Origin of the sequence: Glaciecola sp. 33A (genome assembly GCF_002836745.1) — a bacterium.
In the GTDB taxonomy this organism is placed as follows: Bacteria; Pseudomonadota; Gammaproteobacteria; order Enterobacterales; family Alteromonadaceae; genus Glaciecola.
The window spans coordinates 197,565-223,450 of the sequence record NZ_PJAR01000024.1; the positions used below are offsets into that span (position 1 = coordinate 197,565).

General features: G+C 39.7%; 20 protein-coding genes and 1 pseudogene. 9 read left to right on the forward strand and 12 right to left on the reverse strand.

The window, feature by feature from the left end; genetic code table 11:
• Together CXF81_RS01355 and CXF81_RS01360 are read left to right on the forward strand one after the other, a co-directional pair.
• Entirely contained in the window at positions 1 to 1,479 is a 1,479-nt protein-coding gene (locus CXF81_RS01355; RefSeq protein ID WP_101179425.1) for an aldehyde dehydrogenase, read from the forward strand.
• A 269-nt stretch (positions 1,480 to 1,748) separates the two neighbouring features.
• A complete protein-coding gene (locus tag CXF81_RS01360) occupies positions 1,749 to 2,537 on the forward strand; it encodes an IclR family transcriptional regulator (protein ID WP_232771732.1) in 789 nt (262 codons plus the stop codon).
• A 22-nt stretch (positions 2,538 to 2,559) separates the two neighbouring features.
• On the opposite strand, the pseudogene tnpB reads toward CXF81_RS01360, so the two are convergent.
• Positions 2,560 to 2,808, reverse strand: a pseudogene (gene tnpB / locus CXF81_RS20575) (IS66 family insertion sequence element accessory protein TnpB); the annotation flags it as partial.
• Positions 2,809 to 2,979: 171 nt separating this feature from the next.
• Here tnpB and CXF81_RS01370 point away from each other — a divergent pair.
• A complete protein-coding gene (locus CXF81_RS01370; RefSeq protein ID WP_369828618.1) occupies positions 2,980 to 3,465 on the forward strand; it encodes a DUF4143 domain-containing protein in 486 nt (161 codons plus the stop codon).
• 34 nt (positions 3,466 to 3,499) lie between these two features.
• On the opposite strand, the gene CXF81_RS01375 is transcribed toward CXF81_RS01370, so the two are convergent.
• A complete protein-coding gene (locus CXF81_RS01375; protein WP_101179429.1) occupies positions 3,500 to 4,207 on the reverse strand; it encodes a pirin family protein in 708 nt (235 codons plus the stop codon).
• A 274-nt stretch (positions 4,208 to 4,481) separates the two neighbouring features.
• Between CXF81_RS01375 and CXF81_RS01380 the strand changes: the two genes are divergently transcribed.
• Complete coding sequence (locus CXF81_RS01380) at positions 4,482 to 5,420, forward strand: LysR substrate-binding domain-containing protein (protein ID WP_101179430.1); 939 nt, start codon at positions 4,482 to 4,484, stop codon at positions 5,418 to 5,420.
• Between the two features lie 136 nt (positions 5,421 to 5,556).
• On the opposite strand, the gene CXF81_RS01385 is transcribed toward CXF81_RS01380, so the two are convergent.
• Together CXF81_RS01385 and CXF81_RS01390 are read right to left on the reverse strand one after the other, a co-directional pair.
• Complete coding sequence (locus CXF81_RS01385; RefSeq protein ID WP_101179431.1) at positions 5,557 to 6,540, reverse strand: glutathione S-transferase family protein; 984 nt, start codon at positions 6,538 to 6,540, stop codon at positions 5,557 to 5,559.
• A 45-nt stretch (positions 6,541 to 6,585) separates the two neighbouring features.
• On the reverse strand, positions 6,586 to 7,035 hold the full coding sequence (locus CXF81_RS01390; protein WP_101179432.1) for a DoxX family protein: 450 nt from the start codon (positions 7,033 to 7,035) through the stop codon (positions 6,586 to 6,588).
• Between the two features lie 689 nt (positions 7,036 to 7,724).
• Between CXF81_RS01390 and CXF81_RS01395 the strand changes: the two genes are divergently transcribed.
• Together CXF81_RS01395 and CXF81_RS01400 are read left to right on the forward strand one after the other, a co-directional pair.
• Positions 7,725 to 10,670 (forward strand): ligand-binding sensor domain-containing diguanylate cyclase, encoded by a 2,946-nt coding sequence (locus tag CXF81_RS01395; RefSeq protein WP_232771734.1) that lies wholly within the window; start codon positions 7,725 to 7,727, stop codon positions 10,668 to 10,670.
• A 669-nt stretch (positions 10,671 to 11,339) separates the two neighbouring features.
• Complete coding sequence (locus tag CXF81_RS01400) at positions 11,340 to 11,759, forward strand: hypothetical protein (protein WP_101179435.1); 420 nt, start codon at positions 11,340 to 11,342, stop codon at positions 11,757 to 11,759.
• Between the two features lie 188 nt (positions 11,760 to 11,947).
• Here CXF81_RS01400 and CXF81_RS01405 read toward each other — a convergent pair whose 3' ends face one another.
• On the reverse strand, positions 11,948 to 13,072 hold the full coding sequence (locus CXF81_RS01405) for a cobalamin-independent methionine synthase II family protein (RefSeq protein WP_101179436.1): 1,125 nt from the start codon (positions 13,070 to 13,072) through the stop codon (positions 11,948 to 11,950).
• 222 nt (positions 13,073 to 13,294) lie between these two features.
• Here CXF81_RS01405 and CXF81_RS01410 point away from each other — a divergent pair, with 222 nt between their 5' ends.
• Complete coding sequence (locus CXF81_RS01410; RefSeq protein ID WP_101179438.1) at positions 13,295 to 13,987, forward strand: HAD family phosphatase; 693 nt, start codon at positions 13,295 to 13,297, stop codon at positions 13,985 to 13,987.
• Between the two features lie 101 nt (positions 13,988 to 14,088).
• On the opposite strand, the gene CXF81_RS01415 is transcribed toward CXF81_RS01410, so the two are convergent.
• Genes CXF81_RS01415 through CXF81_RS01430 form a run of 4 tightly spaced genes read right to left on the reverse strand, consistent with a single transcriptional unit; the run spans position 14,089 to position 18,723 of the window.
• On the reverse strand, positions 14,089 to 14,946 hold the full coding sequence (locus tag CXF81_RS01415) for a nuclear transport factor 2 family protein (RefSeq protein ID WP_101179439.1): 858 nt from the start codon (positions 14,944 to 14,946) through the stop codon (positions 14,089 to 14,091).
• Positions 14,946 to 16,091 carry an ester cyclase gene (locus CXF81_RS01420; RefSeq protein ID WP_232771735.1) on the reverse strand — a complete coding sequence of 382 codons (1,146 nt, stop codon included), beginning with the start codon at positions 16,089 to 16,091 and terminating at the stop codon, positions 14,946 to 14,948. The genes CXF81_RS01415 and CXF81_RS01420 overlap by 1 nt, the downstream gene beginning before the upstream one ends.
• 59 nt (positions 16,092 to 16,150) lie before the next feature.
• Positions 16,151 to 17,104: an ester cyclase gene (locus CXF81_RS01425; protein WP_101179440.1), complete on the reverse strand. Its 954-nt coding sequence runs from the start codon at positions 17,102 to 17,104 to the stop codon at positions 16,151 to 16,153.
• An 8-nt stretch (positions 17,105 to 17,112) separates the two neighbouring features.
• Positions 17,113 to 18,723 (reverse strand): sodium/solute symporter, encoded by a 1,611-nt coding sequence (locus tag CXF81_RS01430; RefSeq protein ID WP_101179441.1) that lies wholly within the window; start codon positions 18,721 to 18,723, stop codon positions 17,113 to 17,115.
• 131 nt (positions 18,724 to 18,854) lie between these two features.
• Between CXF81_RS01430 and CXF81_RS01435 the strand changes: the two genes are divergently transcribed.
• Both CXF81_RS01435 and CXF81_RS01440 read left to right on the forward strand, forming a co-directional pair.
• Positions 18,855 to 19,868, forward strand: a complete 1,014-nt coding sequence (locus CXF81_RS01435; RefSeq protein WP_101179443.1) for a polyketide cyclase — start codon at positions 18,855 to 18,857, stop codon at positions 19,866 to 19,868.
• A 42-nt stretch (positions 19,869 to 19,910) separates the two neighbouring features.
• Positions 19,911 to 20,942, forward strand: coding sequence for an ester cyclase (locus tag CXF81_RS01440; RefSeq protein WP_198556289.1), 1,032 nt, complete (start codon positions 19,911 to 19,913; stop codon positions 20,940 to 20,942).
• A gap of 137 nt (positions 20,943 to 21,079) precedes the next feature.
• Here CXF81_RS01440 and CXF81_RS01445 read toward each other — a convergent pair whose 3' ends face one another.
• The 3 genes from CXF81_RS01445 to CXF81_RS01455 all read right to left on the reverse strand — a co-directional run bounded on the left by CXF81_RS01445 (position 21,080) and on the right by CXF81_RS01455 (position 25,886).
• Positions 21,080 to 23,500: a TonB-dependent receptor gene (locus CXF81_RS01445; RefSeq protein WP_232771736.1), complete on the reverse strand. Its 2,421-nt coding sequence runs from the start codon at positions 23,498 to 23,500 to the stop codon at positions 21,080 to 21,082.
• Between the two features lie 555 nt (positions 23,501 to 24,055).
• The gene (locus CXF81_RS01450) at positions 24,056 to 24,823 is read right to left on the reverse strand and encodes an HpcH/HpaI aldolase/citrate lyase family protein (RefSeq protein ID WP_101179444.1); all 768 of its coding nucleotides are present in this window, start codon (positions 24,821 to 24,823) and stop codon (positions 24,056 to 24,058) included.
• Positions 24,824 to 24,872: 49 nt separating this feature from the next.
• Positions 24,873 to 25,886 (reverse strand): LacI family DNA-binding transcriptional regulator, encoded by a 1,014-nt coding sequence (locus tag CXF81_RS01455; protein WP_101179445.1) that lies wholly within the window; start codon positions 25,884 to 25,886, stop codon positions 24,873 to 24,875.

Consider the following 25,886-nt stretch of genomic DNA (forward strand, 5'->3'; position numbering starts at 1 on the left):
ATGTCTGACACGAAAATACTTGTAGGTGGCGAATGGAAGCTAGGTTCCGGCAAATTAATTAGATCCATTAATCCGGCCAACGGTGAGCTGATTACTGAATTTAAAGGTGCGAGCCTAGAAGATGTTGATATTGCCGTTGCGGCGGGTAAACGTGCCATGTATGACCCAACGTGGTACCACTTAAAATCGTTTAAGCGTGCAGCTATTCTTTCTAATATTGCGAGGTTAATACATCGTGATGTTGACAAATTAGCGGCGCTACAAACCTTAGATACGGGAAAATGTTTATCTGAAACTAAGGCATTGGTGCAGAGTGCTGCCGAAACATTTCAATATACGGCAGCAGCGCTTGAAATCCAAGAAGGAGAACTCCCTCCTTCTCGAGGCGACTTTTTCACTATGAGTGTTTACGAGCCAATGGGGGTTATTGGAGCCATTACACCCTGGAATTCACCCATAGCAAGTGATGCACAAAAGCTTGCCCCTGCCCTAGCAGCAGGTAATGCGGTAATCATAAAGCCTGCAGAATGGGCGTCATTAGTGTCGTTAGCCTTAGCTGAAATATGCATGGAAGCGGGGTTACCTAAAGGGCTACTCTCCGTTTTACCCGGCTCTGGTTCAGTTATTGGTGATAAATTAGTCCGTCATCCTGACGTTAAGAAGATATCCTTTACTGGTGGTACCTCAACAGGTAGGCTTATTGCGGGTATTGCTGCAGATAAATTAATGCCGGTATCTTTAGAGTTAGGTGGTAAGTCACCGACAATTGTTTTTGAAGATGCCGATGTAGAGCATGCTATTAACGGAATATTGTACGGCATTTTTAGCTCTACTGGGCAATCTTGTATTGCCGGATCTCGCTTATTTATTGCCGCTAAAATTTATGACAGCTTTGTTGACAAACTAGTTGCTCGTTGTAAGGCATTAAATGTTGGTTTGCCTAATGATAGCTCTACACAAGTAGCGCCTTTAGTGTCATTTCAACATCGTGACGTTGTAGCTAACTATGTTGAAATAGCAAAAAAAGAAGGCGCTAAGGTTTTATGCGGTGGGGAACTGTTGCAAGGTCAACCTTATGATGATGGTGCCTTCTACCCTCCTACAATTTTATCTGGCTTAAGTAATAATACTCAAACCTGCCAGGAAGAAATATTTGGCCCTGTACTGGTGGTATTGCCTTTTGACAATGAGCAAGATCTTATCCAGCAAGCTAATGATTCAGTATTTGGTTTAGCCTGTGGGTTATGGACTCAAGACTATAAAAAAGCCCTAAACTTTTCCCAAAAAATTGCTGCAGGTACCGTTTGGATCAATACCTATAAGCAATTTAGCATTGCCACTCAATTTGGTGGTGTGAAAGAAAGTGGATTAGGACGAGAAAAAGGTCGAAACAGTATTCTAGGCTATATGCAACAAAAAAGCCTTTACTGGGGATTGAATCAAGAGCCACTAAGTTGGGCTGATCCAAGAAGTAAGTAATATTGAGCAGGATGGGCCGATGTGCATGGTTCGATATTTTATATTTGCTTAATTATAAATACTAATAGCTGAATATCGAACATTACTAAACCATTATTCCCTATAGAGTTTAAAATACAAAATATACTGCGAATGCTATTGTTAACTAACTATTGCTGCTAATATAATTAGTTTTATATACGAAACACATTACACATTGCGCATGTAACGTGAACTAACAAGATTAAGCTTAACTTTTGGAGAATAATTACAACGTGGAAAATGCATTAGTGAAAACTGAATCTGAGCAATCAAATCGATATATGGTTCCTGGCTTAATCCGTGGATTGAAGATACTGCAAGCTTTTAGCAGTGAAAAACCTTTCTTGGGGGTTTCTGATATAGCTAGAGAGTTGGATGTGTCACGTTCAACTGCATTTCGTCTCTCACTAACGTTAGAAAATATGGGGTTTTTAAAGCGTGTTAAACACTCAAAAAAATATTGCTTAGGTTTAAAGGTATTAGATCTTGGCTTTAAACTATTAGCTGGAATGGATATTGTCGACATCGCACGACCTCATATGGAGGAATTAAGTGAGAATACAAAAGTGTGCTCACACCTTGCTGTAAGAGATGGAATAAGCGTCGTTTACATTGCGCGAATACTAGGTAAGCATCATACTGTTAGCTCTGTTGGTGTTGGCACTAGATTTCCGGCGTACGCCACATCTACAGGGCGTATATTGCTTGCTAACTTATCAATCGCTGAACTTGCTACTTTGTATGAAGGTATTGAATTGAAAAAAATCACTAAAAATACCCCGTTAACTATTGGAGACCTTATTAATCAAATAGAGCAAGACAAGTCCGATGGCTACACATTAAGTTGGGAAACTTACGAAAAGAATCTCGCGAGCCTCGCTGTACCGATAAGAGATAATACAAGAGAAATTGTAGCATCTCTTAATGTCAGTTGCCCTACGACAACTTATAGTAGAAGTGAGCTACTAGAGCAAGTGCTACCAGAGTTAATGCAAAAAGCAGCAAGTATATCGACTGCGTTAGGCTATAGGCATTAAACAATTATGGGTGAATTTTAATTCAGATTGATGTAGCAAATAGTTGGTCGCATTTAATAATATTGTCGTTTTGTGACTCCAGTAATTCACAACTTTCCCGATACCGCTCTCCTTGCGCTTGCAGAGGCATAAAATGGGGGCTGATGGCCGTGCATAGCACCCCCCCCCCTAGAAGACTATTAAGTTGCTGCTCGGTCAAGATGATAACGGCTTGCTTCCTGCTAGGCCACTTAAACATGTCTTTTTCCAAACGCTTACTCCACATGGCTAACCCAGTGTTATCTCAGTAAAGAATTTTGGGGCGCTTACGGGTGCGGTTTGTGAAGACAATGCACCCGGCATCAACTGCACATCAAGCTATTGCTCAACGATTAATGCTAAATACAGCAAACTAGGCGGTCAAGTTGGACTTGATGGTAAAACGGCGGCGCGTTATATCAGTATTTTTGAGCAAATGTATTTACTCAAACGAATAGAAATATGGTCTAGTAATAGGCTCGGTCGGATCGTCAAAACTCCAAAGTTACAATTTATCGATTCGGGTTTGCTGAGTACTTTATTTGATTTGAGCACAGACGAAATTAAGCAAGATAGAACGCGATTTGGCAACGCATTAGAAACATTTGTGTTTAGCGAACTACTTAAACACACTACAACGTCAGAAGGTAACTATCGCCTGCTGTATTATCGAGATGCGGATAAATTTAAAGTAGATTTTGTTATTGAGAATGCTCAGGGAAATTTAGTCGGCGTTGAAGTCAAAGCCTCTGCTACCGTTAGCCAGAAAGACTTAAAAGGGTTAAAGAAATTAGCTAGTCTAGCCGGCAACCGTTTCAAAATCGGGTTATTATCATACGATGGTACTGAAACGATGCCGTTAGGAGAAAATATTTGGGCGGCACCGCTCTCATCTCTATGGGGTCAATAAACTTGGGTGTTGTAAGCTAACTTTCTAAGGATTATTAAGTAGGGGTATCAATAATGATAACTTCACAGTCGGTCGATACTTTTAGCGTAATTGAGTTCGATTGCGTAACTTCCATTCCATCACCTTTATTCATCGTTACACTGCCAGAGTTATCTTCCACTTTAAACATACCATCTGAAGCTAGTATATAAGCTTGATGTTTAATGTCATGTTCAATAACGCTTCCTTTGGCTAATTTACCACCATAGATACGTGCTTCTTGGTTGATGAAAAGGGCACTGCCTTTGTCTTCAGGGTAACCTGATGCCAATAAAGTAAGTTCTGACGATTGATTGGTACGGAACATTTTACTTTCCCAACGAGGTTCAACGTCATGTTTATTGGTTTCAATCCAAATCTGATAAAAGGTTAAGGGATCTTTAGTGTGGTTGTATTCTGAATGCACAATACCAGTGCCAGCACTCATCACTTGAACCTCACCAGTTTTAGTGTTGCCTTTGTTACCCGTGCTATCTTGATGGGTAATTGCCCCAGAGCGAATAAAGCTAATAATTTCCATATTACGGTGCGGATGCGACGGGAACCCCGTACTTGGGGCAACCCAGTCATCATTCACTACACGTAATTTGCCAAAACCCATGCGTGTAGGATTATAATAATGTGCAAAGCTAAAATGATGTTTAGATTTAAGCCAGCCATGGTCGGCATTGCCTAAGCTTTTATAGGGATAGTGTTTTAACATAATATTGTCCTTCTTCTGTGAATATTATTTTAAGTTAAACTCATTGATAAATATCATAAATATCATAAATGTTAATGTTGTTAGATATTTTTCAATCTTTGTGATGGTTTTCGAAATTTGCTCACTATTGGTAATGTCTACCTTGAGGTATTTTTAATACGAGCTAATTAGGTATATGGCTATTGTATAAGTTGAACTGTTATTGAATAACCCCTACTATTTGTTCGATATGCTCAAATAATTTGAACAGTTACTCTTTTGTTGGAACCTTAAAATGAACACACCCCCTATAAGTATTGAAGCCTTACTGGTATTAGATGCTATTGAGTACCGTGGCAGTTATGCAGCTGCGGCAGAGCAATTAAACAAAGTTCCTTCTGCGCTGTCATATATAGTGCAGAAACTGGAAGAGCAGCTCAACGTGACACTTTTTATACGACAAGGCAGAAGAGCTGTTCTTACACCAGCAGGTAAACATTTATTAATAGAAGGACGCAAAGTTCTCAATGCAATAAACGCTTTGTCAGAGCAAACACAAACGATTGCCAATGGTTGGGAGCCTAAAATACGCATTGCGTGCGATTCAATCTTCGACATCAATCCTATCTTTTCGGGTATACAAGAATTTTTAGCTGAACATAAAAATATTGAAGTTGATGTACGTGAAGAAGTAATGAATGGCACTTGGGAGGCATTAATTGAAGACACGGTTGACCTAGTGATTGGCGCTCCTTCGCCTGTTCCTAATCAAAAAGGTATTCGAGCAATAAAAATAGGTAAGTTGGAAACTGTGTTGGTGGCAGCTAAAAGACATGAGTTATCAAGGACGTTACACAAAGATAAAGCATCAATTCAAGCTAGCGATCTAACAAGGTATCGAAGCGTCATTGTTCATGACTCTGCACAGCATGAAATTCCTTGGTCGATTAATATGCTTGAGGGTAGTCAGCGGTTTTTTGTCAGCTCTGTTGCTCAAAAAGTTGCGGCAATTGCTGCCGGAATAGGTATAGGTCATTTACCCAAAGGGATGGTGCACGATTATATTGAATCTGGGCAACTGGTTGTTATTGAATTAGAAGAAAAAACACCAACACCAACACCAACACCAACAACACAGGAGTTATATATGGCGTGGAAAGTATCCAATAAAGGTAAAGGATTAAAGGCGTTAATTTCTATATTGTCACACCAATGGCAGGAGCATCATCTTTAGTCTTCATATTTCCAAGCATTAAAAACAAAAACAGCCTTGAATTAGCGCTGTTTTATCTATTTCATCGGAAGACATTTTATTGCTACATAACTATAGTTACCCCCTACTTTAAAGCTCACGACAAACTAATGTTGATTTAACTAAACTGTTCATCCCTATGATGAGGCGCTGTCCAATCTTGCTTATGTGAAATAGGCACAATACCGTAAGGGTTTATGGCTAAATGACTTGCATAATAATGACGTTTTATATGCGCTTCATTAACCGTTTTAGCAATATTGGGCATTTGGTACAGCTCTGACATAAAGTTGTAAATGTTGCTGTACTGTTCAATTAACCGCAAGTTACATTTAAAGTGAGTATGATAAACCGAATCAAAACGTACCAAGGTAACCCACAAACGCCAGTCGGCTTCAGTCAACGTGTTCCCTGTCAAATACCGATTACTCGCAAGTATTTCTTCAACACTATCTAGCGCACAGAATAATGATTTTACATTACCGTCGTAAGCCTCTTGTGTTGTAGCAAAACCTGTTTTGTAAACACCATTATTAATGTTGTGATAAACAAGTTCATTAACTTCGTCTATTTGATCGCGTAAATGCTCAGGGTAAAAATCTAGTGTATTACCCGTCATTTCATTAAAAGCGCTATTGAACATGCGAATAATTTCAGATGACTCATTACTAACGATTACTTTGTTTATCTTGTCCCATAATATAGGCACACTGTTAACACCGATGTAATCAGGATCTTGGGCTAAATATTTATCACTAATATAGTGATCGTCGTATAAATCATCACCTGTTGTGCCATAAAGCTTTGCAGATTTTCCATCATGTTTAAAGCTCCAGCCTCTATCATGCATATCTGGATGTACTACACTGACCGTAATTAAATCTTCCAAGCCTTTTAATTGGCAAAAAACTAAAGTGCGATGAGCCCACGGGCAAGCAAGCGATACGTATAAATGATAACGGTCAACTTCAGCTTTGAATCCCTCACGCCCGCTTATGCCAGCACTGCCATCCGGCGTTATCCAATTTCTAAATTGTGATTCTTTACGTTGATATTCACCATCTTTGATACTGCTGTTCCAGCTATTTTTTACTGATGTCATGATCGGTATCTCTATTTTTAAAATAAGTAAAATATGTATAACTGATTAAGCCAAACGCTGTGCTACCCAATTATCTAGTGATAATTTTCCTGCACCACTGAACATCAATGAAATGGATATAGCGAATAGTGCAAGACCAAACTCGTATCCATTGTTGCTCATAAATAGGCCGTTATCGATGTGTACAGTAAATATAGCAACAATCATGGTAACGGCTAAAACAAAGCTCGTAGGACGAGTCAGGAAACCAACAATTAATAATAAACCGCCGAAAAACTCAGCACTACCTGCCATTAGTGCCATTAAGTAACCTGGCGCAAGTCCGATAGACTCCATCCACTGTCCGGTGCCCTCTAAGCCATAACCGCCAAACCAAGCAAAAAGTTTTTGTGCGCCGTGAGCGGTAAAAATCAGCCCTGCGATTAATCGTAATGGCAATGCTGATAAAGATTCTTCAGTTTTTGTGATGCTGTTAGTGATTTGTTTAATGTTCATGTTATTTGACCTTAGGTGAGTTGTTAATTGATTAAGAGGTTATTGTATAAGTTGAATTAACATTGATTAACCCCTAGTTTTTGTTTGATATCATCAAAAAAATTGAACAATAAAAAATCATTTTTAAGTTTTATACTTAGCGACTAAATTTTAATGGGTTAACGGATGTATTTAGTTGGCAGGGGTTAAAAGGGGGGTATCTATAAAACTCCCATATTAAAAACTTAATATAATCAGATGGATAATTTATATATGGGCAGCATGATTCAAATGCATGCGCTTGCTTCACTACCTTTCAATAAGGCTTCATGCATACTATTTTGATGACTGTTGTATATCTATGAGTAGTGTCCTTACAGTGGATCCCATGTCGACAGCACTCTTATTGGCCATAGACATGACACGCTTCAATTTCATACTAACGTAGTGCTTTAGTGCTCAATAAAGATAAAACGTAGGCATTTTTATGTTTTATGTTGAAAAATTGCGGCTGTGAGACGACGCTAAGCTAATAAGTAGGATTGCCGGACGCTTATAAATAATCTAAACTATTATTGTGAAAATTTGAGAGAGTTAATTTATTGTTTTTTAGTCGTTTTTCGTACTTTTTTATATTATTTTTTGTCGTTAACATTCCAGCGTATAGCAGTAAATCGAGCTCAGAGTTTACTAACGAATATTCTGTTGAGATGCTAACAGAGAAAGATGGTTTTGTTTCTTCTAAAATATATTCTATTATTCAGGATAATCAAGGGTTGCTTTGGTTTGGCACGGCTGAAAATGGCATCATGCGCTATGATGGCCGAAAGGTAACCCTGTTTGAATTTGATCGTATGAATTCAAACGGTTTGACCCATAATGATGCTGGAAATCTCATGATAGACCGCAAGGGAAGAATATGGGTCGGTACTTGGGGGGGAGGTGCTAATCTTTATGAACCCAAAACAGGAAAATTCCAGCTTTTTATTAAAGATCCTCTGCGCACTGATTCTCTCTCATCTAACCGAATACAATCTCTATTTCATGACCAAGAGGGCTCTATTTGGTTAGGTTCATATGACAAGGGTTTAAATCGATACCTCGGTGACAACAGCTTTGCGCATATTGATGTGGAGACATCGGGTTTATCGCATAATAGGATCTGGGATATTGAAGACAACGATAATGATAGCCTTTGGATTGCAACTAGCTTTGGCTTAAATCTATATGATAAAAACAAGCAAACCTTTTCTCATTTTTTACCTGCCCCAGACAATCCCACACCAACCGACGCAAACCAGATTAGAAGTATTTTAAAGACGTCAAAAAATAAACTTTATGTCGGAACACAACAAGGTCCATTCGTATTTGATAAACAAACAAGCCTTTTTACGCAATTAAAAACGGTTGATGATCAATATCTAGGTCAAGTGAACTCTATGATTGAGGATCAGGAAGGCCACATTTGGTTTGTCTCCAGTAAAGGCTTATTTCGACAATCGAATTCAGGTTCTCTAATTGAAAAGTTTGACCTTGAGTATAATCATGGCTTGAGAATAGTTTTCGAAGATAGCTCAAGAACAATTTGGGTTACCAGCGAAACTCACGGTATCTACAAAATAGTGCCGCACCGAAAATTTAAGTCGATTAATAGTCCTGAATTGACAGCGCCAAATGGGATTACAGTTGATGCTAATGGTGATTTATTAATTGTATCTTCATCATCTCAATTATATAAGTGGCATGTAACATCACAAAAACTAGAAATATTATCTACTCCAATCTTTAGTGATGAAAATGGTTTTGGAGAAAATCAGTTACTAGAAAAGCCAATCATATTTGCAGATGGTGAGCATGTTTTATGGGTTGCGCAAGATGATGGCTTAGCTAAATTCAATCTAAAAACTAAGCAGATTGAGATCGTAGAATACCCTAAATCTGATCCAAACTATAAGGAATTTAGGGAGGTACGAGCGCTTAGTACCGATAAATATGGAAACCTTTGGGTCGGTACTTATAAAAATGGCGTGTATCGCTACGATCCGTTGACTAAAACGTTTACTCACTTAGACGATTCTTTCGGCTTATCTCATCCAGAAGTGTTAAAAATATTCAAAGACAGCGAGCAAAATATTTGGGTTGGTACTGGTTATGGTTTAAACCTTTGGGAGGAAGAAAACCAACGATTTATTCGTTTTACAAGTGATAATAATCAAATAGATAGTTTATTAGGCAACATCGTTCAGGATATTTATCAAGCAAGGAATGGAAAAATTTGGATTGCCACTCAAAAAGGACTCAACTTATATCTCCCTAAAACAAAAAGTTTTAAACCTTTTAGCAGAAAAAATGGATTACATACTTCTTTAATTCGCGGGATTGCAGATGACAAGAATGGTAATTTATGGCTGACGACAAATAAGGGAATTTCAACGTTAAACCCATCGTCGGGAAAAGTGACTAATTTTGACAGTTATAATGGTCTATTAGGTTTAAACTACTATGCTAACAGCTTGATAACAGGCGGTAATGAAACACTCTTCACTAGTAGTTCAAGAGGTATTGAATTCTTTAATACGTTAGATGTTGAAACAAATAATAATGAGTTCAATGTCGTTTTAACGGGGTTTAATAAGATGGGGCAGTCGGTAAAACTAGAGCAGCCTTATTCTTATGTCTCGGACATTAAATTGTCTTATATTGACTACTTTTTTTCTTTTGAATTTTCAGTATTAGATTTTATTTCTCCTCGTAAGAATCAATATGCTTATAAGCTAGAAGGATACGATGATAATTGGATTGATATCGGTAATCAAAATGTTGTTTCTTTTACTAATTTAGATGGAGGCTCATATAAATTTTTGGTTAAAGCGACGAACAGTAGTGGTAAATGGAGTGAAAAATTACTGTCAATTAATTTAACTATATCGCCACGTCCTTGGAAAGCTTGGTGGGCATATGGCTTGTATGTGGTTGTCGCCATTCTGGTTATATTTACTTTCATTTATTTTCGAACACGCTTACAGCATGCAGAAATATTCAGGCAGAAGCAATTTGTTTTAGCGCTTGAAGAGCAAGTAGCGCAGAAAACAATCTCATTAAATACCCAAGCTAGTGACTTAATTGCGGCAAATAAGCAATTGCAAGTGCTTACTTACAAGGATGGATTAACTGGCTTGTATAATCGCCGTTATTTTGATAAAAAATTGACCATAGAAATAAACAGACATGACCGTCAAAAGCAGCCACTATCTCTTATTATTGCTGACATTGACCATTTTAAATTATTTAATGATTTTTATGGTCATCAGCAAGGTGATAGTTGTCTAAAACAAGTGGCTCAATGTATCTGTACCAGTGCGGCGCGAATGACAGATGCAAATTGTCGCTATGGTGGTGAGGAGTTCGCTATTATCCTACCAAATACATCAATCGAACAATCAACTATTATTGCCGAGCGTTTGTGCTTGGCAATCGAAAATATGCAAATCCCTCATGAAAAATCTGAAACTAATTCATTTGTAACTTTGACTCTAGGGGTTGTGACTATTCCAGCGGGAGAGAAAACATCTGTTGATTCAATTGTGTTAAGTGCCGATAAGGCTTTATATATTGGTAAGTTAAATGGGCGGAACCGGGCAACACGAGCCGATTAGCACCTGGCTACTCAAACTTGAGCGTTTCGATGCCAATGATGCGTTGACAGTAATTACACAGAGTGATGAGCCATAATTCAGCATATTACGTATAATTTTGATGCAAAATTTTTACATTCAGATACGCTATATATGAAAAAGTCGACAAATCTAATTGCTTCATTTGCACTCTTCACGGTAATAACATTAGTCATCTATCTTGCGTTCAAGCTTGTTGCTGCTGGTTATTATATTACGGCACTGATACCTATAACCTTGTTGTTAGTTGGTTTAATTATAGGTATTTGGTACATTGTCAAACAAGAGTAATCTGTGTCGTTTTTATTAGTCGTTATTACAAGACTATAAGCGGCGACCTTTTTTGCAAGCACAAAATCACAGCACCTCTCTTGGATAGTCTTCTTGGGCTTGCAATAAAAACCCGGGTTTACTGACTATAGTGATAATGCAATCGCAGATATAGCGGCCCCAAATAGTGAAGACAGTGTTCAGCCCTAGATACAGAGCAGTCAAATCAGTTTAATTGCCATAAACTCCAATAAAACAGGTGCCTATTGAATAGTTCAAGCTTATGGTTTAACTTAAATATACTATAAATAATAAATAAAGCTGATTAAAAAGTCCACACGATAACAGTGGTAAAATGTCACCTTAAATAAGGACAGTGCTATGACTCCCTTTGAAGTCGCAACAGAATTTTTTCATTCTTGTGAAAGTTTAAAAGGCTGGGCTGGTTGCCAACAGTTTGTGGCCAGTGATGCTGAATTTTCTGCTCAATGTGAACCTTTGACAGAGGTAACTACCGTCGAAGGATATTGTGAGTGGATGGCAGGCTTAGGTGGAGGTCCTTTAAAGGGTTGTTACTATGAACTGCATTCCAGTGCCTACGATGAATCAACATCGACAGCGCTCCTTTTTGGCACGTTTCACGGCACCCATGTAGGTGACGGTGGACCAATACCAGCAACGAATAAAACAACGGCTAGTGATTATGTGTATTCGATAACAATGGACCAGCAGAATAAAGTGTCGCGAATGACAAAAATATGGAATGCGCCTTGGGCACTTGGTGAGCTGGGTTGGGTTTAATGCTAACCGCCCATTAACTGTATTACCGCAGCACGATAATGAATGATCATGTTGAGGTCGGATGTCTCAAAACACTGCGTTGTTAACAGGGCAGATAGTACTGATAAGCAGTACCGAAATTCTTGTGCTCTTTATAGCGGCTCTTCACAGCCGCGATTCATAGAAACAAAATGGCCTCAACAAAAAATTTAGACCAATTTTGCCCCCTCAGACAACGTCGACAATTTTGCGTAAGCAATATCGGGCGTAACTGCACCATATCCAGCAAATGTACCAAAACCGCAATCGGAACCAGCAATGACTCTTTCACGTCCAACGATATCCACGAATTGTTGAATACGTTGAGCGACTAATCGCGGATGCTCAACAAAATTACTGGTACTGTCTATGACTCCCGGAATTAAAATTTTTGAATCGGGGATATCTTGTTTCCTTTGTGCAAAAACTTCCCATTCATGACCATGGCGAGGGTTCGCTGTTTCGAATAGGAGTTGTGCTGCGTCGACAGACATTAGTGTATCAAACATTTTTTGCATAGAAATATCACACACATGTGGTCCCTCATAGTTCCCCCAGCAAATATGAATACGTACACGTTCTTTGGGTAAATCTGCAATAGCGTAATTAAGGGCTTCAACGTGAGTATTTGCAATTTTGATAAAGGCTTCATCACTCAGGTCTTGAAATAGCATATGTCGTGATAGAGCTAGATCTGGGCAGTCTAATTGCAGGTCGAAACCGGCGTCTATGATTGCCTGATACTCTGCTTTCATGACTTCAGCTAGTGCTTCAATATATTTTTCCCTAGAGGAATAATATTGATTCGGAAGAAAGAGCGCTACAACACCGGGAGATGCGGCATTCATAAATGCTTTTTTAGCTCGTTGTGTGTTAACTGCTAAGCGTAAATTATCTAAATCATGCTGCAGGTCAGCGGTTTCCTTGCTTTTTATTTCACCAGTACAAAATGGCCGAGCATATGCAGGTGTGCCACCAGAGCGAGACAATTTTTCAAGAAAATCAGGAAATAACTTTAAATCTGCTGGTGCGTTTCGAGGACTATCACCCGAGAAGCCCGTATATCGATCTTTCACATAGGTCGCGTACGAGATCTTTGACGTTTCACCATCAGATACAATATCAATGCCGGATTGCAGTTGTTTTTGAACGACAGTCGATACGGCATATGTCATCTCATTTTCAAATTTTTCTAGGTCATATACTTGCTTATTCTCTCTCGCAAAAATAAAATCGACGGTTGATTGCGAACGTGGCAATGAACCAACATGGGTAGTTAAAATGGGTTTATGCATAGTACTCGTAGCCTTAACTTCTTTATGTTGGGTAATATAGTCTAGTTTAGGGGCAGGAGAAAGGCAGAATACTCAAAAGTATAAGCTTTGCGGTTAATCAGCTTTAATTAAGCTGACGTACGACATTCATGTTTATGGTCTTAATCGTCTATTTTATTTTTTGACCTTATTAGTTATTTGTCACGTAAGTTATTTACGTTTATGTTCATTTGGGTGTAGTAGATGAAGGCCATTATTTTTGGTGGAATAGGCACAATAGCAAACACTTCATATCTTCAAAGGAAAGCCTTTAATACTGCGTTTGAGCAATTATCCATCGAATGGCATTGGGGCGAAGAGGAATATCGTCGCTTAATCGTTGAAACTGGAGGTGAGTCTCGTATCGATCAATACAATGAAAAGTACGGCGGTTTGCCCAAAGGTACCTCGTCAGGACAAGTTCATGAGTTAAAATCAAACTTATTCCACAACTTTATGAACAATTCAAAATTGCCACTACGCCGGGGCGTAAAGTGGGTGTTAGATCATGCTAAATTTAATAATATAAAATTAGCTTTTGCGACCACGACTAGCCGAAAGAATATTGAGATTTTATTAAGTTCAACGGGCTTAGACCCATCTATATTCGATATTATAAGTAATCGAGCATTAGTTGAAGCGCCTAAACCAGAGCCTGTGGTTTACCAATACTGTTTGAAAAAGTTGAACGTTTGCGCCAAAAACAGTTTGGCAATAGAAGATGCTAGCTCGGGTGTTAAAGCAGCAGTTAGCGCGGGTATAAAATGTGTTGCGTTTCCGAATGAATTCACCGCTAACCATAACTACTTAGAGGCGATAGAAAAGACTGATGATTTAAGAGAGTCAGCTTACCTAAGTGCGTTCTTTGCATCTCAGGGAGGACTCATCAAAAATTAATAAACATACAGTGTTGCTTTTTATAACTTGTTGGCCGGTTGCCATGTGTGAGCTTAATGACAACATTCACTTCAATTACCAACGTTCGCCTTGCTCCGTATTTAAGCGGTGATTTGTTTAAATACACGACTAGCTGAGAAGTTCTTGTTAAATGCGAGTATGTCACAGATAGTCGTGTCGACAGTGATCCTATTGTTTTCAATTTTTAACAAGGTAATAAAAGGCAGTCTAATTTTATCATCACCTTCATCACCGTCTAAAAACCATTTTATGGCAACATCCTGACCATCGATTGCAATATCCTCTAGCTGTGTAAATATCCGAGTCAATGTATTTATTTTTGATAATACAAATTCAAATAATTGATCTCTTTTTTGTGGGTGCTTGTCGCCAGGTAAATTAATCACCGCGTTATCGTTGTAAAGTGTGTTTATATTCGCTAATTGCTTTTGACTCCAAATAGCCCACCACTGATCAAGGATTTCTACATTTCGAGTTTGCTTACCAATTAAGCTAGATGGCCATGCAATATCACCTTGTAGATGGTCTTGCTGGTCGTAATCAGATATTACTAATGGATCTGTAGCAGGTAAGTTATTACTTACTTTTTCTGTATCACCCTTATTTACAGCCGCCAACTGAACAGTATCGACTATCGCTAGAACTGATTTAAGCATTTTTTGGTTGGTTTCCAACCAAAAAACATAATTAATTATTCCGGTTTTATTTGTTGGCTCAAACGTCAAGTGCACCACATAGTGGTTGTTTTGCTTAATAGTTTGATGTGTTAGTACGGTGCATTTGCCGGTCAAAGCAAACCAATTACCGAGGATCATGTTCAGCTTTTCTGAGCCGTAAAATTTAGCGTTATGTTGCCCCCAATAAGCACTGTGCAGCATCTTAGAGTTTAGGTCAGCTAAATCGCCTTTAGTAAAGGCGTTGATAATTGAATCTAGCATTATTGCGCTCCGGTATTATGGTTACTGCTATTGAAGTCTCTAATGAGATTGGCGTAAGCAGCAACTTCATCAAATACGGTCCATTCTTCGCTAATTTTTCCGTCAACTAAGCGCAAGTGGGACGCACCTAATATAAAAAACTCTTGTCCACGATACATGGATAATCTTTTGTCTTTTGAAGAAAAAGACCCAGTTAAAGACCACCGAATCGCAATATCAATAACATCTTTTCCCTGATCGAAGGGAACAGTACATACATGATCACAGGTAACCTGCGCCTCCGGACAGGCTGCCAGCCATTGAATAATGGTTCCTATAATACCTGGTAAGCCGACTGCTTGGCGTCCACCAGGCCATTGTAGCTTTGCATTCAAGTGATAAAAGGTATTTGCTTTACCAAAGTTTTTTTGATTAAACAGAGTATCCAACCAGCGGTTACTAAATTCAACAGATGCTTTGTCAATGGGCGCTTTCCATTGATGTTCACTTGGCTCTTGCGCTCTTACTCTGGATATCTCAGCTTGCCGCCAGCTTTCATGTTTTGGATGTGCCGGAATTTTAGCGAAATGCTCACTCGCATCCAATACATCAATGCCTAATTGTTTGACCAAAAAGCTGTTATCGCGGACTAACCATTCATATACAATTTTGTTTTCAATACAAATACAATCTGCAATAGTCGTAACACGTCCAGTTTCGTGTGTCGCCTCACCAAATTCTGATGGGCCTTTGTTAGTCATAATACTGGTAATTCTATGCGAAGAGTAATATCCCTCATTAGGACCAAGATCCCGCCAAACTACGTTTTCACCAATCAGCGAACGGTCCGGAAAAGCGCTGATGGTTTGCAAGGTTCCGCTGACCACGCTTGATACGGCGTCTGCATAAGCACCTAGGGTATGCACTGGGCAGTATTCTGCATAATATTGGTTACATAAACCCACATTTTTCTGCTCCCAAATCCGATGAGTAATGCGCACAATGTAGTCAACAATATCGATAAATTCTTCGTCAAAACCTTTCAATAACTGGCTTTTAGGATTGCTTGGGTTTAATAATTCAGGCAGATTTTTCCAATACAGTTGTGTGACTTCACCTTGTGGCAAATGCATAACGTTATTCGTTGGTACCGTTTTATGATTCATAATTTATTACCGTATTTACAAAATTACTGCCCACTCAAACCAAGTCAGCATATTAGCGATTAAACGCTGGTTTTCATTAAAGCGAAAATATCTAATCCCATTTGTTTACACATATGAATAATGTCAATTCCTACCCAATTTTCCTTTAACAAATCGCCTTCGCGTCGCCATATATCAATCACTCGTAATTCAAGTGTTTGGTTGGTTGGAGGCAATCCTAACCAGCCGCCTACAGAATGAGTTCCATGCATATGCGGCCACCCGCCGGTTGCGACATAATTACCTTTTTTTACAACGCACGCTTTGTGGTCAACTAATCGGTCAGGAAAGCTAAATACGAAAGGTCCTTGATGACGCTCGCGAAAACTTTTAATACCTTTAGTTGTGCCAATACCTGCAGGGCCATACCACATAAAGTCTGCATGCCAATAGTTTTCTAACTGCATACTCAGTAGTGATTTGCCGTCAAACTTACTAAGTTCCTCTAGCATATTTAAAACCAGTTGTTCTGATTCATCAGCTTGCAACTTATTGACTTCCAAAGGCAATAATCCATCCATCGTAGTGGGTGGTAGAATTTGACCGCAGTGACCTAAACTTTTGCGTAACGGAAAAATACCCGCTTGATGCATAACATCTAAAAAATCAAAAATAATAAAATACTCAGATATCTTGTTATCTTTTATTTTGACCAATTCAGTGAAACGCAAATATAGAAGATTACCGGTGGCAGGGATCCCTAAAAAATCATTAACGAAAATACCACTAAAGTAACCCGTTGCAGCAATCCACTGATCACTTTCATATTCGCTGTCAAACTCGATAAATGCTTTACGCTCCAAGTGTTCGAATGCATTCTTAAATTGTAACCAATAGTCGCTTTCAATCGCTTTTAAGCCGATTATTTGATTGATTGGATACGATACATTCAGCACAGCATCTTCAGCGACTATTGCACTGAGCGGCTTATCTGTTTGTAAACAATGGTAAAAATTATCAATAATTGAATTCATATTAAACCTTATACTATATATTGGAGTGACCACAAAAACACGATGGTCAGAATAAAGAAAGCGAACAACCAGTAGTTAATACGATCAACTTTACCTGGAACGCGATACCAACCATTCTCTTTTTCATCTAAGCCTTCGCGAGCAAACTTTAATTTTTGTCCTTTTACTGTGTATTCAGATAATTCAGTTTGCTTTCCGTCAATAACTCGACTGGCAATCAACGTGGCTGCTATGTTTACTGTAGCGCCAATCAAGCAATACCAAGGCCAAGCTATGTCGGTACCTAAGGCAACTGCAACCACCACAACGAAGCTGGCAAACGTGCCCACTAACAAGCCATTTTCAGTCGCCTGTTTAAAGAAAAAGCCCAAAGTAAACATACCTAGTTGAGCGCCGACAAAATAAGACCCTACCTTACTAAGTACCTCTAGGATCGAGCCTGAGCTATAGAGGTGATACATAATGGCAGGGAAAATAATTAAGACAGCCCAGAATAATGTAAATAGGCGGGTTACTTTTAAGTAATGCGAATTTGTTTCATTTTTTCTAAAATATTTTTTATAAAAATCGATTGTCGAAATGGTTGAAAGCGAGTTAAATGCTGAATCGAGGCTCGACATAGAAGCCGCCATTACTGCTGCCGCGATTATTCCCATGAGTCCGGGCATACCATATTCAGCCGCGAATTGTAGAATAATAGTGTTCTCGTTTTCAAAAGTACGACCCTGATAGTAGTTATAAAATAAGACGCCTAAGACAATGAAAAACAGATAGATAAAGAAAGCGGCAAAACCCATCAGCAAATAGGACTTTTTAGCATCTCCTATATTTTTAGCCGCTAGTGTTCGCTGTACCATCATCTGATTCGTGCCATAAACTGTTGTATGGTAGAGCGACATAGCTATTATTCCGCTCCAAACAGTCGTGGTGGCAGTAAAGTCAAAGTCAAAGTTTAAGGGGTCGAGTTTGCCTTGCTCTTTTAATTGCGCCAACGACTCCATTACCGGCATACTACTTTCTTGCACTAGTACATAGAATATAATACCGGCACCCGCAAATAAGATAAAAGACTGAATAACATCAGTCCATATAACCGCAGTTATGCCCCCCATTACTGTGTAGATAAGTGCAATAATCGTGATGATCACTATTGCCGATATAACATCTATGCCAGTAATAAAACTAAGTACAACAGACGTTGCATATAAAACAGCCGCTGAGGACATTGTTTGTGAAACTAACCAGATTGAGGAAATTAGTGCCCTTGCGCGTTTGCCAAAGCGCTTTTCTTGATATTCATAAATAGACGCTACGCCGGCATTATAAAAGAAGGGAAAAAAGAAAATAATAACGGCCATGATGACTAGCGGATAATTAAGATGTATTGCAATTACGCTTATACCTTCTTTATAGGCCCATGCGGGAGCTCCCAAGAAGGTCATAGCACTTACATAAGTGGCAACAACCGAAATACCGATTGCCCACCAAGGTGTATTTTTTTGTCCTATATAAAAGTCTTGATCAGTTTTTATCTTTTTCCCAATTACTAAACCCAACAGTATATTAGCAACAACATATACGATGAGTATACTCCAGTTAAGAACGCCGAATTCAGTCATATTAGAGCCTCTATGTGTATTTTTTTTTGCTTTTATTTACATTTCACGTGTATCATATTATTAATTGACTTCGAAGTCATTAGTAAATAAACTTTTTGTTCACTACGGTAATTAACCAACGGGTCACTACAATGTCGAGCTATCAACACGAAAAGCAGTATGTATTAAATTATTTTGCCGATATGGAAAGCGCTAATGTCGATCAAATAGTTTCGGTGCTAGAAAAACATGTGGCTGACGACTATGAGTTTTATGGTGTGTACCCATTTAATAAAATTGACAATGTAGGAGATGTTGCGAAACAAGTTTGGCAGCCCTTGTACAAGTCATTTTCTAATATTCAGCGCAGGCAAGACGTGTTTATGGCCGGTACTAATGAGGTCAGTGGCGAAAATTGGGTAATGAGCATGGGCCATTTCATGGCTTTATTCGATGATGACTGGCTGGGTATTCGGGCGTCACGAAAAGTTGTGATGCTAAAGTATGCTGAATTTAACTGTGTCGAGAATGGTAAAATAACTAAAACAGGATTGTGGCTAGATATCATAGGACTAATGCAACAAGTAGGCATTCATCCATTACCACCACAAACAGGTTCATCAATATTGCACCCCGGCCCACGACATCATAACGGTTTATTGTTTGATGAGCATTTGCCTGAAGAGGCCCAGCAAACACTAACCGTATTGAATACGATGATTGACGATCTGAGTAAGCTTAACGCAAATGGCAACGATCGCGCTGGCCCGGAGGTAATGCAAAAAAATTGGCATGAAAATATGGGATGGTACGGTCCGGGTGGTATTGGCTCTACGTATACTATTGCGCGTTATCAAGAGCAGCATATGTATCCATTCAGAGAAGGACTTAGCGACAAGGTATTCAATGGCCATGTATGTCGTTTTGCGGAAGGCCAATTTGCTTGCTTTTTTGGTTGGCCAAATCTTTCCAATAAATCTATCGGTGGTTTTTTGGGTATGCCCAGTGGTGATAAGCGCGCCGACATGAGAATTGTAGACGTATATTACCGAGAAGGTGACAAGTTGTTAGAAAATTGGGTGCTTATGGACATTCCTTATTGGTTAAAACAACAAGGAATTGATGTTCTGGCCAGAACCAGTAGTATTTTAAATCCAGAAGTATGAAGTCTTTAATCTTGATATGTGTGTTAACAGGAATATGCGTTTATGTCCAATGAGCTAATACAAAAAAAACTTGACGAATGTAAAGAAAAAATCAAAAAATTGAGCCAAATTCAGTATGATTTTGAGCCGGATAAGGTTGAAAAGTGCCTTTTAGATTTGTTTGCGACAACGGCTAAAGTGCAGTTGTGCTTTCCATTTGAAGATTTAGATGGTGCAAAGGGTTTGTTCACAGACGCCATAATGCCATTGTATCATTCAATGCCAAATATAGAACGACGAGACACTATTATTATATCGGGGATCACCGATAGTGGTAACATTTGGGTTGGGTGCTGTGGTTACTACTGCGGTACATTTGAAAAACCTTGGCTAGATATTCCAGCAACAGGTCACATAGCATCTTTACGGTTTCATGAATTTTACCAATTTGAAAATGGCAAAGTAACCCAATATCAAGCTATTTGGGACATTCCTGAGCTTATGCTGCAAGCAAATGCATGGCCTTTAGCACCTAGCCTTGGCAGAGAGTGGCAAGTGCCGGCTCCGGCAACCTCAGACGGGATTGAGCGTCCAATTTACAGTAGCGCACAAACCCATCAAGCTAAAAATATTGTCAATGATATGTGCAGTGGACTAGGTAGGTATGCCGAGGGGGGTGTAGAAGCGATGCAGCTCGATAAATACTGGCATCCAAAATGTTCTTGGTATGGGCCCTCGGGTATCGGTACAGGTCGCTCACTTAGCGGCTTTCGAGATTGGCATCAAATCCCTTTTTTGAATGGCCTGCCGGATCGCGTTGGCGATCCTAGTAAAGGTCATTTGTTTGCCGATAATAACTATGTAGGTTTTACAGCATGGCCTGGGATGTATATGACGGTAAGCGGTTCAGGCTGGCTTGGCATTGCTCCTGGTGATCAAAAAATAACGATGCGCAGTCTCGATTTTTGGCGTGTTGAAGGTGAACTCATTCGTGAAAATTGGGTGTTAGTTGATTTATTATCAGTATATGATCAATTGGGTGTAGATGTATTTGCGAGAATGAGGGAGTTTAATAAGGCGAGGCAGCGTTTTTAAAAAACACAAATTATGAGTTTGACTTCGATGTTTATAAAATAATTAACATGTCCCTCTTACTCATGAAGCTTAAAAAAAGCCCCGAAAGCTAAACAGACTTTCGGGGCTTTTTCACTTTGTTATTGCAATATTACTGACTAAAAGTGATATCTTAACTTCACGCCATAGTTTCTAGGATGTAGATAACTGCCCTGTACCAAATTGTTACCGCCAACATTCGTTCTAGCCAAGACCTCTTCGTCCTCAATGTTTTCAGCAAACAGCTCCACTGAGAGTGTTTCATCAAGTGAAAGCCAGGTTACGCGCAGATCCGTCTTTGTATAGGAATCTTGTAATTGACTTGCGTATATTGACACATCATCAGTATTGTATTCTGCCGAATAGTAAAACTGTAGGTAAGGCGTTATGGTGCCCTTATCGCCAAGGTTAAATTCGTGTCCAGCACCCAAACTAAGGGTCATATCAGGCGACCAAGGCGGAGTAGCGCCATCTAGCACAAGTAACCCGTTATTGACATCACCCTTGAGTAAACCACCATTTAATTGGAAAGGATTAGTCACACCAAAAGTATCGTATTCTGCATCCATCAAAGACAGGCCAGCATTAATAAACCAATACTCTGTTGGTACCCAGTTAACTTCGGCTTCAAAACCGGAGACTTCTGAGGAGCCTGCATTTTCACTTACCGTTACTGCGGTAGATCCATTACCTTCAGGGAATGTTAAGCGCTGGGTAACGAGGTCAGAAAACTCATTCATATAAAATGCAAAGTTCAGTTGCAATGAGTTGTCTAAAAACCTATTTTTCATGCCCACTTCCCATGCTTCGGACTCTTGCTGGTCAAATGAGCTCCCGTTGCTGTTCAGACCTCCAGATAAAAACCCTGTAGAACCAGAGCCGTATAGCATGGAGTTATCGTTTAGGTCGTAATTAAAGCCAATTTTCCAAGTGACAATATCAAACGTTTCTGAACCTGCTCTGCCTTCAGCGACCGTATAGTTATATAAATCGATTGGACGTCCATTAATACCAAATTCAGAGACACCGGGTAAAAAACTACCATCGCTGGCCTTTGATGTAGCGAAAGAAGTGGTGGTGTCTTTTTCTTCTTCGTTATACCTGATCCCCGCGATTAAGGTCAAGGCATCGGAAATGCTGTATTCCCCTTGGAAGAATAAACCTAACGTGGTTACGTCGATTTCCTGGAAATCGGTGTAATCACTAAAGCTGCCAGCCCCGAACGGGTCGATTGACTCCGTACCATCAAACAAGGTGAAGTCTCTACCTTGAGAATCGGTGACAGTGCCAAATGGCGCGTTGGTTTGTGTTCTAAATTGAGAAAAACCAAAACCGATTTGGTCTTTTGAATAGTAAGCGCCCGCGGTCCAAAACAGGTTACTGTCATTGTTAGAAGAAATCTGCAGTTCTTGCGTGACTGACTCAACCGCTTCGTCCCAAAAATAAGCATAGCCGGGAGTTGGACTGAAGTCACCATCAAAATCTAGGGCACTACTAAAGTCGGTGTAGGAAGAAACTGATTTAACGGTAACGCTGTCAAGATCCCAGTTAAGTTCTACTGTGAGGTTATCTTCTTGGTTATTACGCTTATTTTCTGTGTCATAGCTGACTTCGTTGGGTCGATCAAAACTTGAATTCGTGCCGGCTGAACCAGGTGCAGGGTTACCAAAATCTAAAAGTTGGCCACGGACATCAGTGACGCCATCTTGATTAACCGGTGCAGGTAAACCCTCCGCTGAGAAAATCCCAGGCGTTGTGCCTTTTTGTTTAATAGAGGTGAATCTTACGGTTGCATCAAAGGTCGCACTTGGTTGCCAATATGAGCTGAGGCGGTAGTTAAAACTATCGTCTTGACCAAGATCACCTGCTGGCCCAATGTTTTTGATATAGCCATCACTGCGAACAGTTTGAACCGCCACCCTGACCGCTAAATCATCAGTAATTGGCTGATTGATAAAGGTTTCAGTGCTTCGACGATTGAATCGTTCGAAGCCAAGTTTGACACCCATGTCAAAATCGCCAAGGGTTGCTTTATTCGTGGTTAGATTAACTGCACCAGCAAAGGTATTTCGCCCATAAAGCGTGCCCTGAGGACCTTTCAACACTTCTATGCGAGCAACGTCAAAATAGGCTTGTGACTGCTGTGACGCTCTGGGTCGGTAAACACCGTCCGCGAAAAAGCCGGCGATAGATGCGTTATCGGCAAAGGTATTGTTAGAGTTAGCACCGCGGATCGCAATTTTTGCATCTGAGCCGATGAATCCGAATGCAACTCCTGGTGTAATCAATTCTATACGGCTGATGTCATCAATGCCATAGCGTTGTATTGCATCAGCGTTTAATGCGGTTACTGAAATGCCAACATCCTGCAGACTTTGAACTCGCTTTTGTGCGGTGACTTCGATCACTTCAAGCCCAGTTGTTTTGTTGGTTTCAGCGGATTGTTCGTCTGACTCCTGAGCCACTGCCTGCTGGGAAAGTAAGGCTGTTAGTACAGCAGCACAAACTCGAGACCTTTTATTAGTTGAGGTTACCATCATCTGTTTTCCTTTTTTATTATTGAATATAAGCATAATGAGACTGCAAAACGTGCACCGCAGTTAGCAAAAAGTATTAGTGATAAATCACGTTGCTAGGTTGTATATTAATTGCACTACTGACATCATAGACTTCGAAGTCAAAATATGTCAAGCATAGATTGAATATTTGTTATTAGATAGTTAATTAACTGCTTTGTGTAAATGCCTACAAAAGAATTAAGTTCTTGAATACAATAAGTAAGTCAAGGGCAAATTACTGACCTGATTAAGCCTTGTTAACATTATTTTACCTGTATCTTAGACTTCGAAGTCAAAGCGGGTAAAGCGCGGTTTAAAGGCTCGTCCACTCTAGTTAATCAATTCTCTCATGTGCACACATGCGCAAAGGTTAAGTTGTTTAAGTCTTATCCCGTGACGATTTTTATTATGGAATGATAAAGGCAAGGTTAAACTATGGTGGCACAAAGCACCTCGACAATGTTGATGCTAAAGTGATATTTTTTAACGTTCAATTGAGGCTGGGTTATTGCCGGTATATTTGGCTTTACTACCTTATTATTGCGCTTGCTTTGCTTGCTCGAACGTCGCTTTTAGTTGTCGAGCACCTGCAAGCATAAAACTGTGATCTGAACCCAGTAAAAATAGTGATACGCGCTGCTTGAGCCAGTGGTCCAACTCATCTAGATTGGCAATAAACATACCCGTTGCAAGTTCATATTTGTTAGCAACTTGAACAATTTTTGCCACCGTTTCGAGTACTTTTGATGCGTTAGGATCCGTCTCTCCTAGCGCAACAGTTAAATCCATTCTGCCAATAAACAAACAATCTACGCCTTTTACTTGGCAAATAGCGTCGAGTTGGTCAAGCGCATCAATATCTTCAATTTGTGCGATTACCACTGTATTATTCGCATTATGCGCAAGGTTTTGCTGCATGTTGTTTGTAGTATAACCGGCCATCCGCGTAGAGCCTGCGTAACCTCGACCGTTATGACCGTAATAACATTGCTTAACAATATTTTGTAATTGCTGGGCACTTTTTACATGCGGTACCACAATACCATCGGCGCCTAAATCTAATGTATTTAAAATAGTATCGTGATGGTCGTTTGGGATACGCACTAAAACATGCTGCTGATTAGCTTTTGCTGCCAATATACAGGTATCTAAATCACGCCTGTCGAAAGCGGCGTGCTCTGCATCAAGGCATATTGTCGTAAAACCAACTTTTGATAATACTTCAGTGTTATGAAAGTGGGGTGTTTTTACGAATGTTCCTAATAGCGGCTTTTTATCCGCCAACGCCTGTTTAAATTCATGCATCGTTTTTATTAACCCACTGTTTAATTAGATTGGTAATAATAGTTTATTGTTAATTCGTTGCGGGCCCTACCGTTTTTCCTTGAACTAACGCGCCAGACCATACGCGAAGTTGAGCTGGATTGTCAGGCGTGGCTATTTGCTCAACCAAAATATCCACGGCGGCTTTGGTCATTTGCTCTATCGGCTGCTTAACCGTAGTGAGTTGGTAACTATGCCAAAACACGGCGTTCACACCGTCAAAACCCACGACAGATAAATCTTCTGGAACGCGTAAACCACAATTCTCTCTGGCTTCATCTATTACCCCGATTGCCATGGTGTCATTGCTGCACACAACAGCGGTGGGGGCAGAATGTGTCGCCATATAATTTGAAAAGGCCTGACGCCCAGACTGATAACTAAAATCGCCATATGCTATTGGCACATCATTAATACCTTTATCGGTGAGCGCTTTAATCGCTAGTTCACAGCGTTCTTGGGCCACGTCAGAGTCGTCTGGCCCAGCAAGGACTAAATAATCTTTGTGTCCAAAGTCATGTAAGATATCGACTAGCTCAAAAATACCTTGCTCATGATTGCAACAAACAGAACTTGCTGAATGCCCGGCCACTCGCCGGTTATAAAGTACAACTGGGATTTGATGCTGTTTAAATTTATTGATACTTTTATGATCAAAATGGGCTGCAAGGGCTATTACGCCATCGACTTGAAAGGTCCATATGTGTTCTAAAATATCGTCTAAACCGGCAGCATTGTCTAAATTAAACAATAATACGCGTTCGTTTTTTTCTGATAAACGTTCGTTCAGCAAGGACAATACTTCAGGATAAACAAGGTTAACCCGAGAAGATGAAATAACCGCGACCATCCCTGACCGCCTGGTAATTAGCATTCTCGCAATAGCATTGGGCTTATAACCCAGTTCATTTGCTGTCGCTAACACCTTTTCCCTGGTTTTATCAGACACACTGCGACCCGTCTGAAAAGCCCTAGAAACAGCCGATTGCGACACGCCAGCAACTTTGGCGACATCATATGACGTGACGCGTTTATGTTTATTCAA

Coding starts and splice junctions, on each gene's coding strand:
- CXF81_RS01410 (WP_101179438.1), top strand. CDS start 13,295: ATGAAGGCCATTATTTTTGGTGGAATAGGCACAATAGCAAACACTTCA.
- CXF81_RS01390 (WP_101179432.1), bottom strand. CDS start 7,035: ATGAACATTAAACAAATCACTAACAGCATCACAAAAACTGAAGAATCT.
- CXF81_RS01450 (WP_101179444.1), bottom strand. CDS start 24,823: ATGCATGAATTTAAACAGGCGTTGGCGGATAAAAAGCCGCTATTAGGA.
- CXF81_RS01355 (WP_101179425.1), top strand. CDS start 1: ATGTCTGACACGAAAATACTTGTAGGTGGCGAATGGAAGCTAGGTTCC.
- CXF81_RS01400 (WP_101179435.1), top strand. CDS start 11,340: ATGACTCCCTTTGAAGTCGCAACAGAATTTTTTCATTCTTGTGAAAGT.
- CXF81_RS01375 (WP_101179429.1), bottom strand. CDS start 4,207: ATGTTAAAACACTATCCCTATAAAAGCTTAGGCAATGCCGACCATGGC.
- CXF81_RS01430 (WP_101179441.1), bottom strand. CDS start 18,723: ATGACTGAATTCGGCGTTCTTAACTGGAGTATACTCATCGTATATGTT.
- CXF81_RS01435 (WP_101179443.1), top strand. CDS start 18,855: ATGTCGAGCTATCAACACGAAAAGCAGTATGTATTAAATTATTTTGCC.
- CXF81_RS01445 (WP_232771736.1), bottom strand. CDS start 23,500: ATGATGGTAACCTCAACTAATAAAAGGTCTCGAGTTTGTGCTGCTGTA.
- CXF81_RS01440 (WP_198556289.1), top strand. CDS start 19,911: ATGTCCAATGAGCTAATACAAAAAAAACTTGACGAATGTAAAGAAAAA.
- CXF81_RS01420 (WP_232771735.1), bottom strand. CDS start 16,091: ATGAATCATAAAACGGTACCAACGAATAACGTTATGCATTTGCCACAA.
- CXF81_RS01385 (WP_101179431.1), bottom strand. CDS start 6,540: ATGACATCAGTAAAAAATAGCTGGAACAGCAGTATCAAAGATGGTGAA.
- CXF81_RS01380 (WP_101179430.1), top strand. CDS start 4,482: ATGAACACACCCCCTATAAGTATTGAAGCCTTACTGGTATTAGATGCT.
- CXF81_RS01395 (WP_232771734.1), top strand. CDS start 7,725: ATGCTAACAGAGAAAGATGGTTTTGTTTCTTCTAAAATATATTCTATT.
- CXF81_RS01405 (WP_101179436.1), bottom strand. CDS start 13,072: ATGCATAAACCCATTTTAACTACCCATGTTGGTTCATTGCCACGTTCG.
- CXF81_RS01415 (WP_101179439.1), bottom strand. CDS start 14,946: ATGCTAGATTCAATTATCAACGCCTTTACTAAAGGCGATTTAGCTGAC.
- CXF81_RS01425 (WP_101179440.1), bottom strand. CDS start 17,104: ATGAATTCAATTATTGATAATTTTTACCATTGTTTACAAACAGATAAG.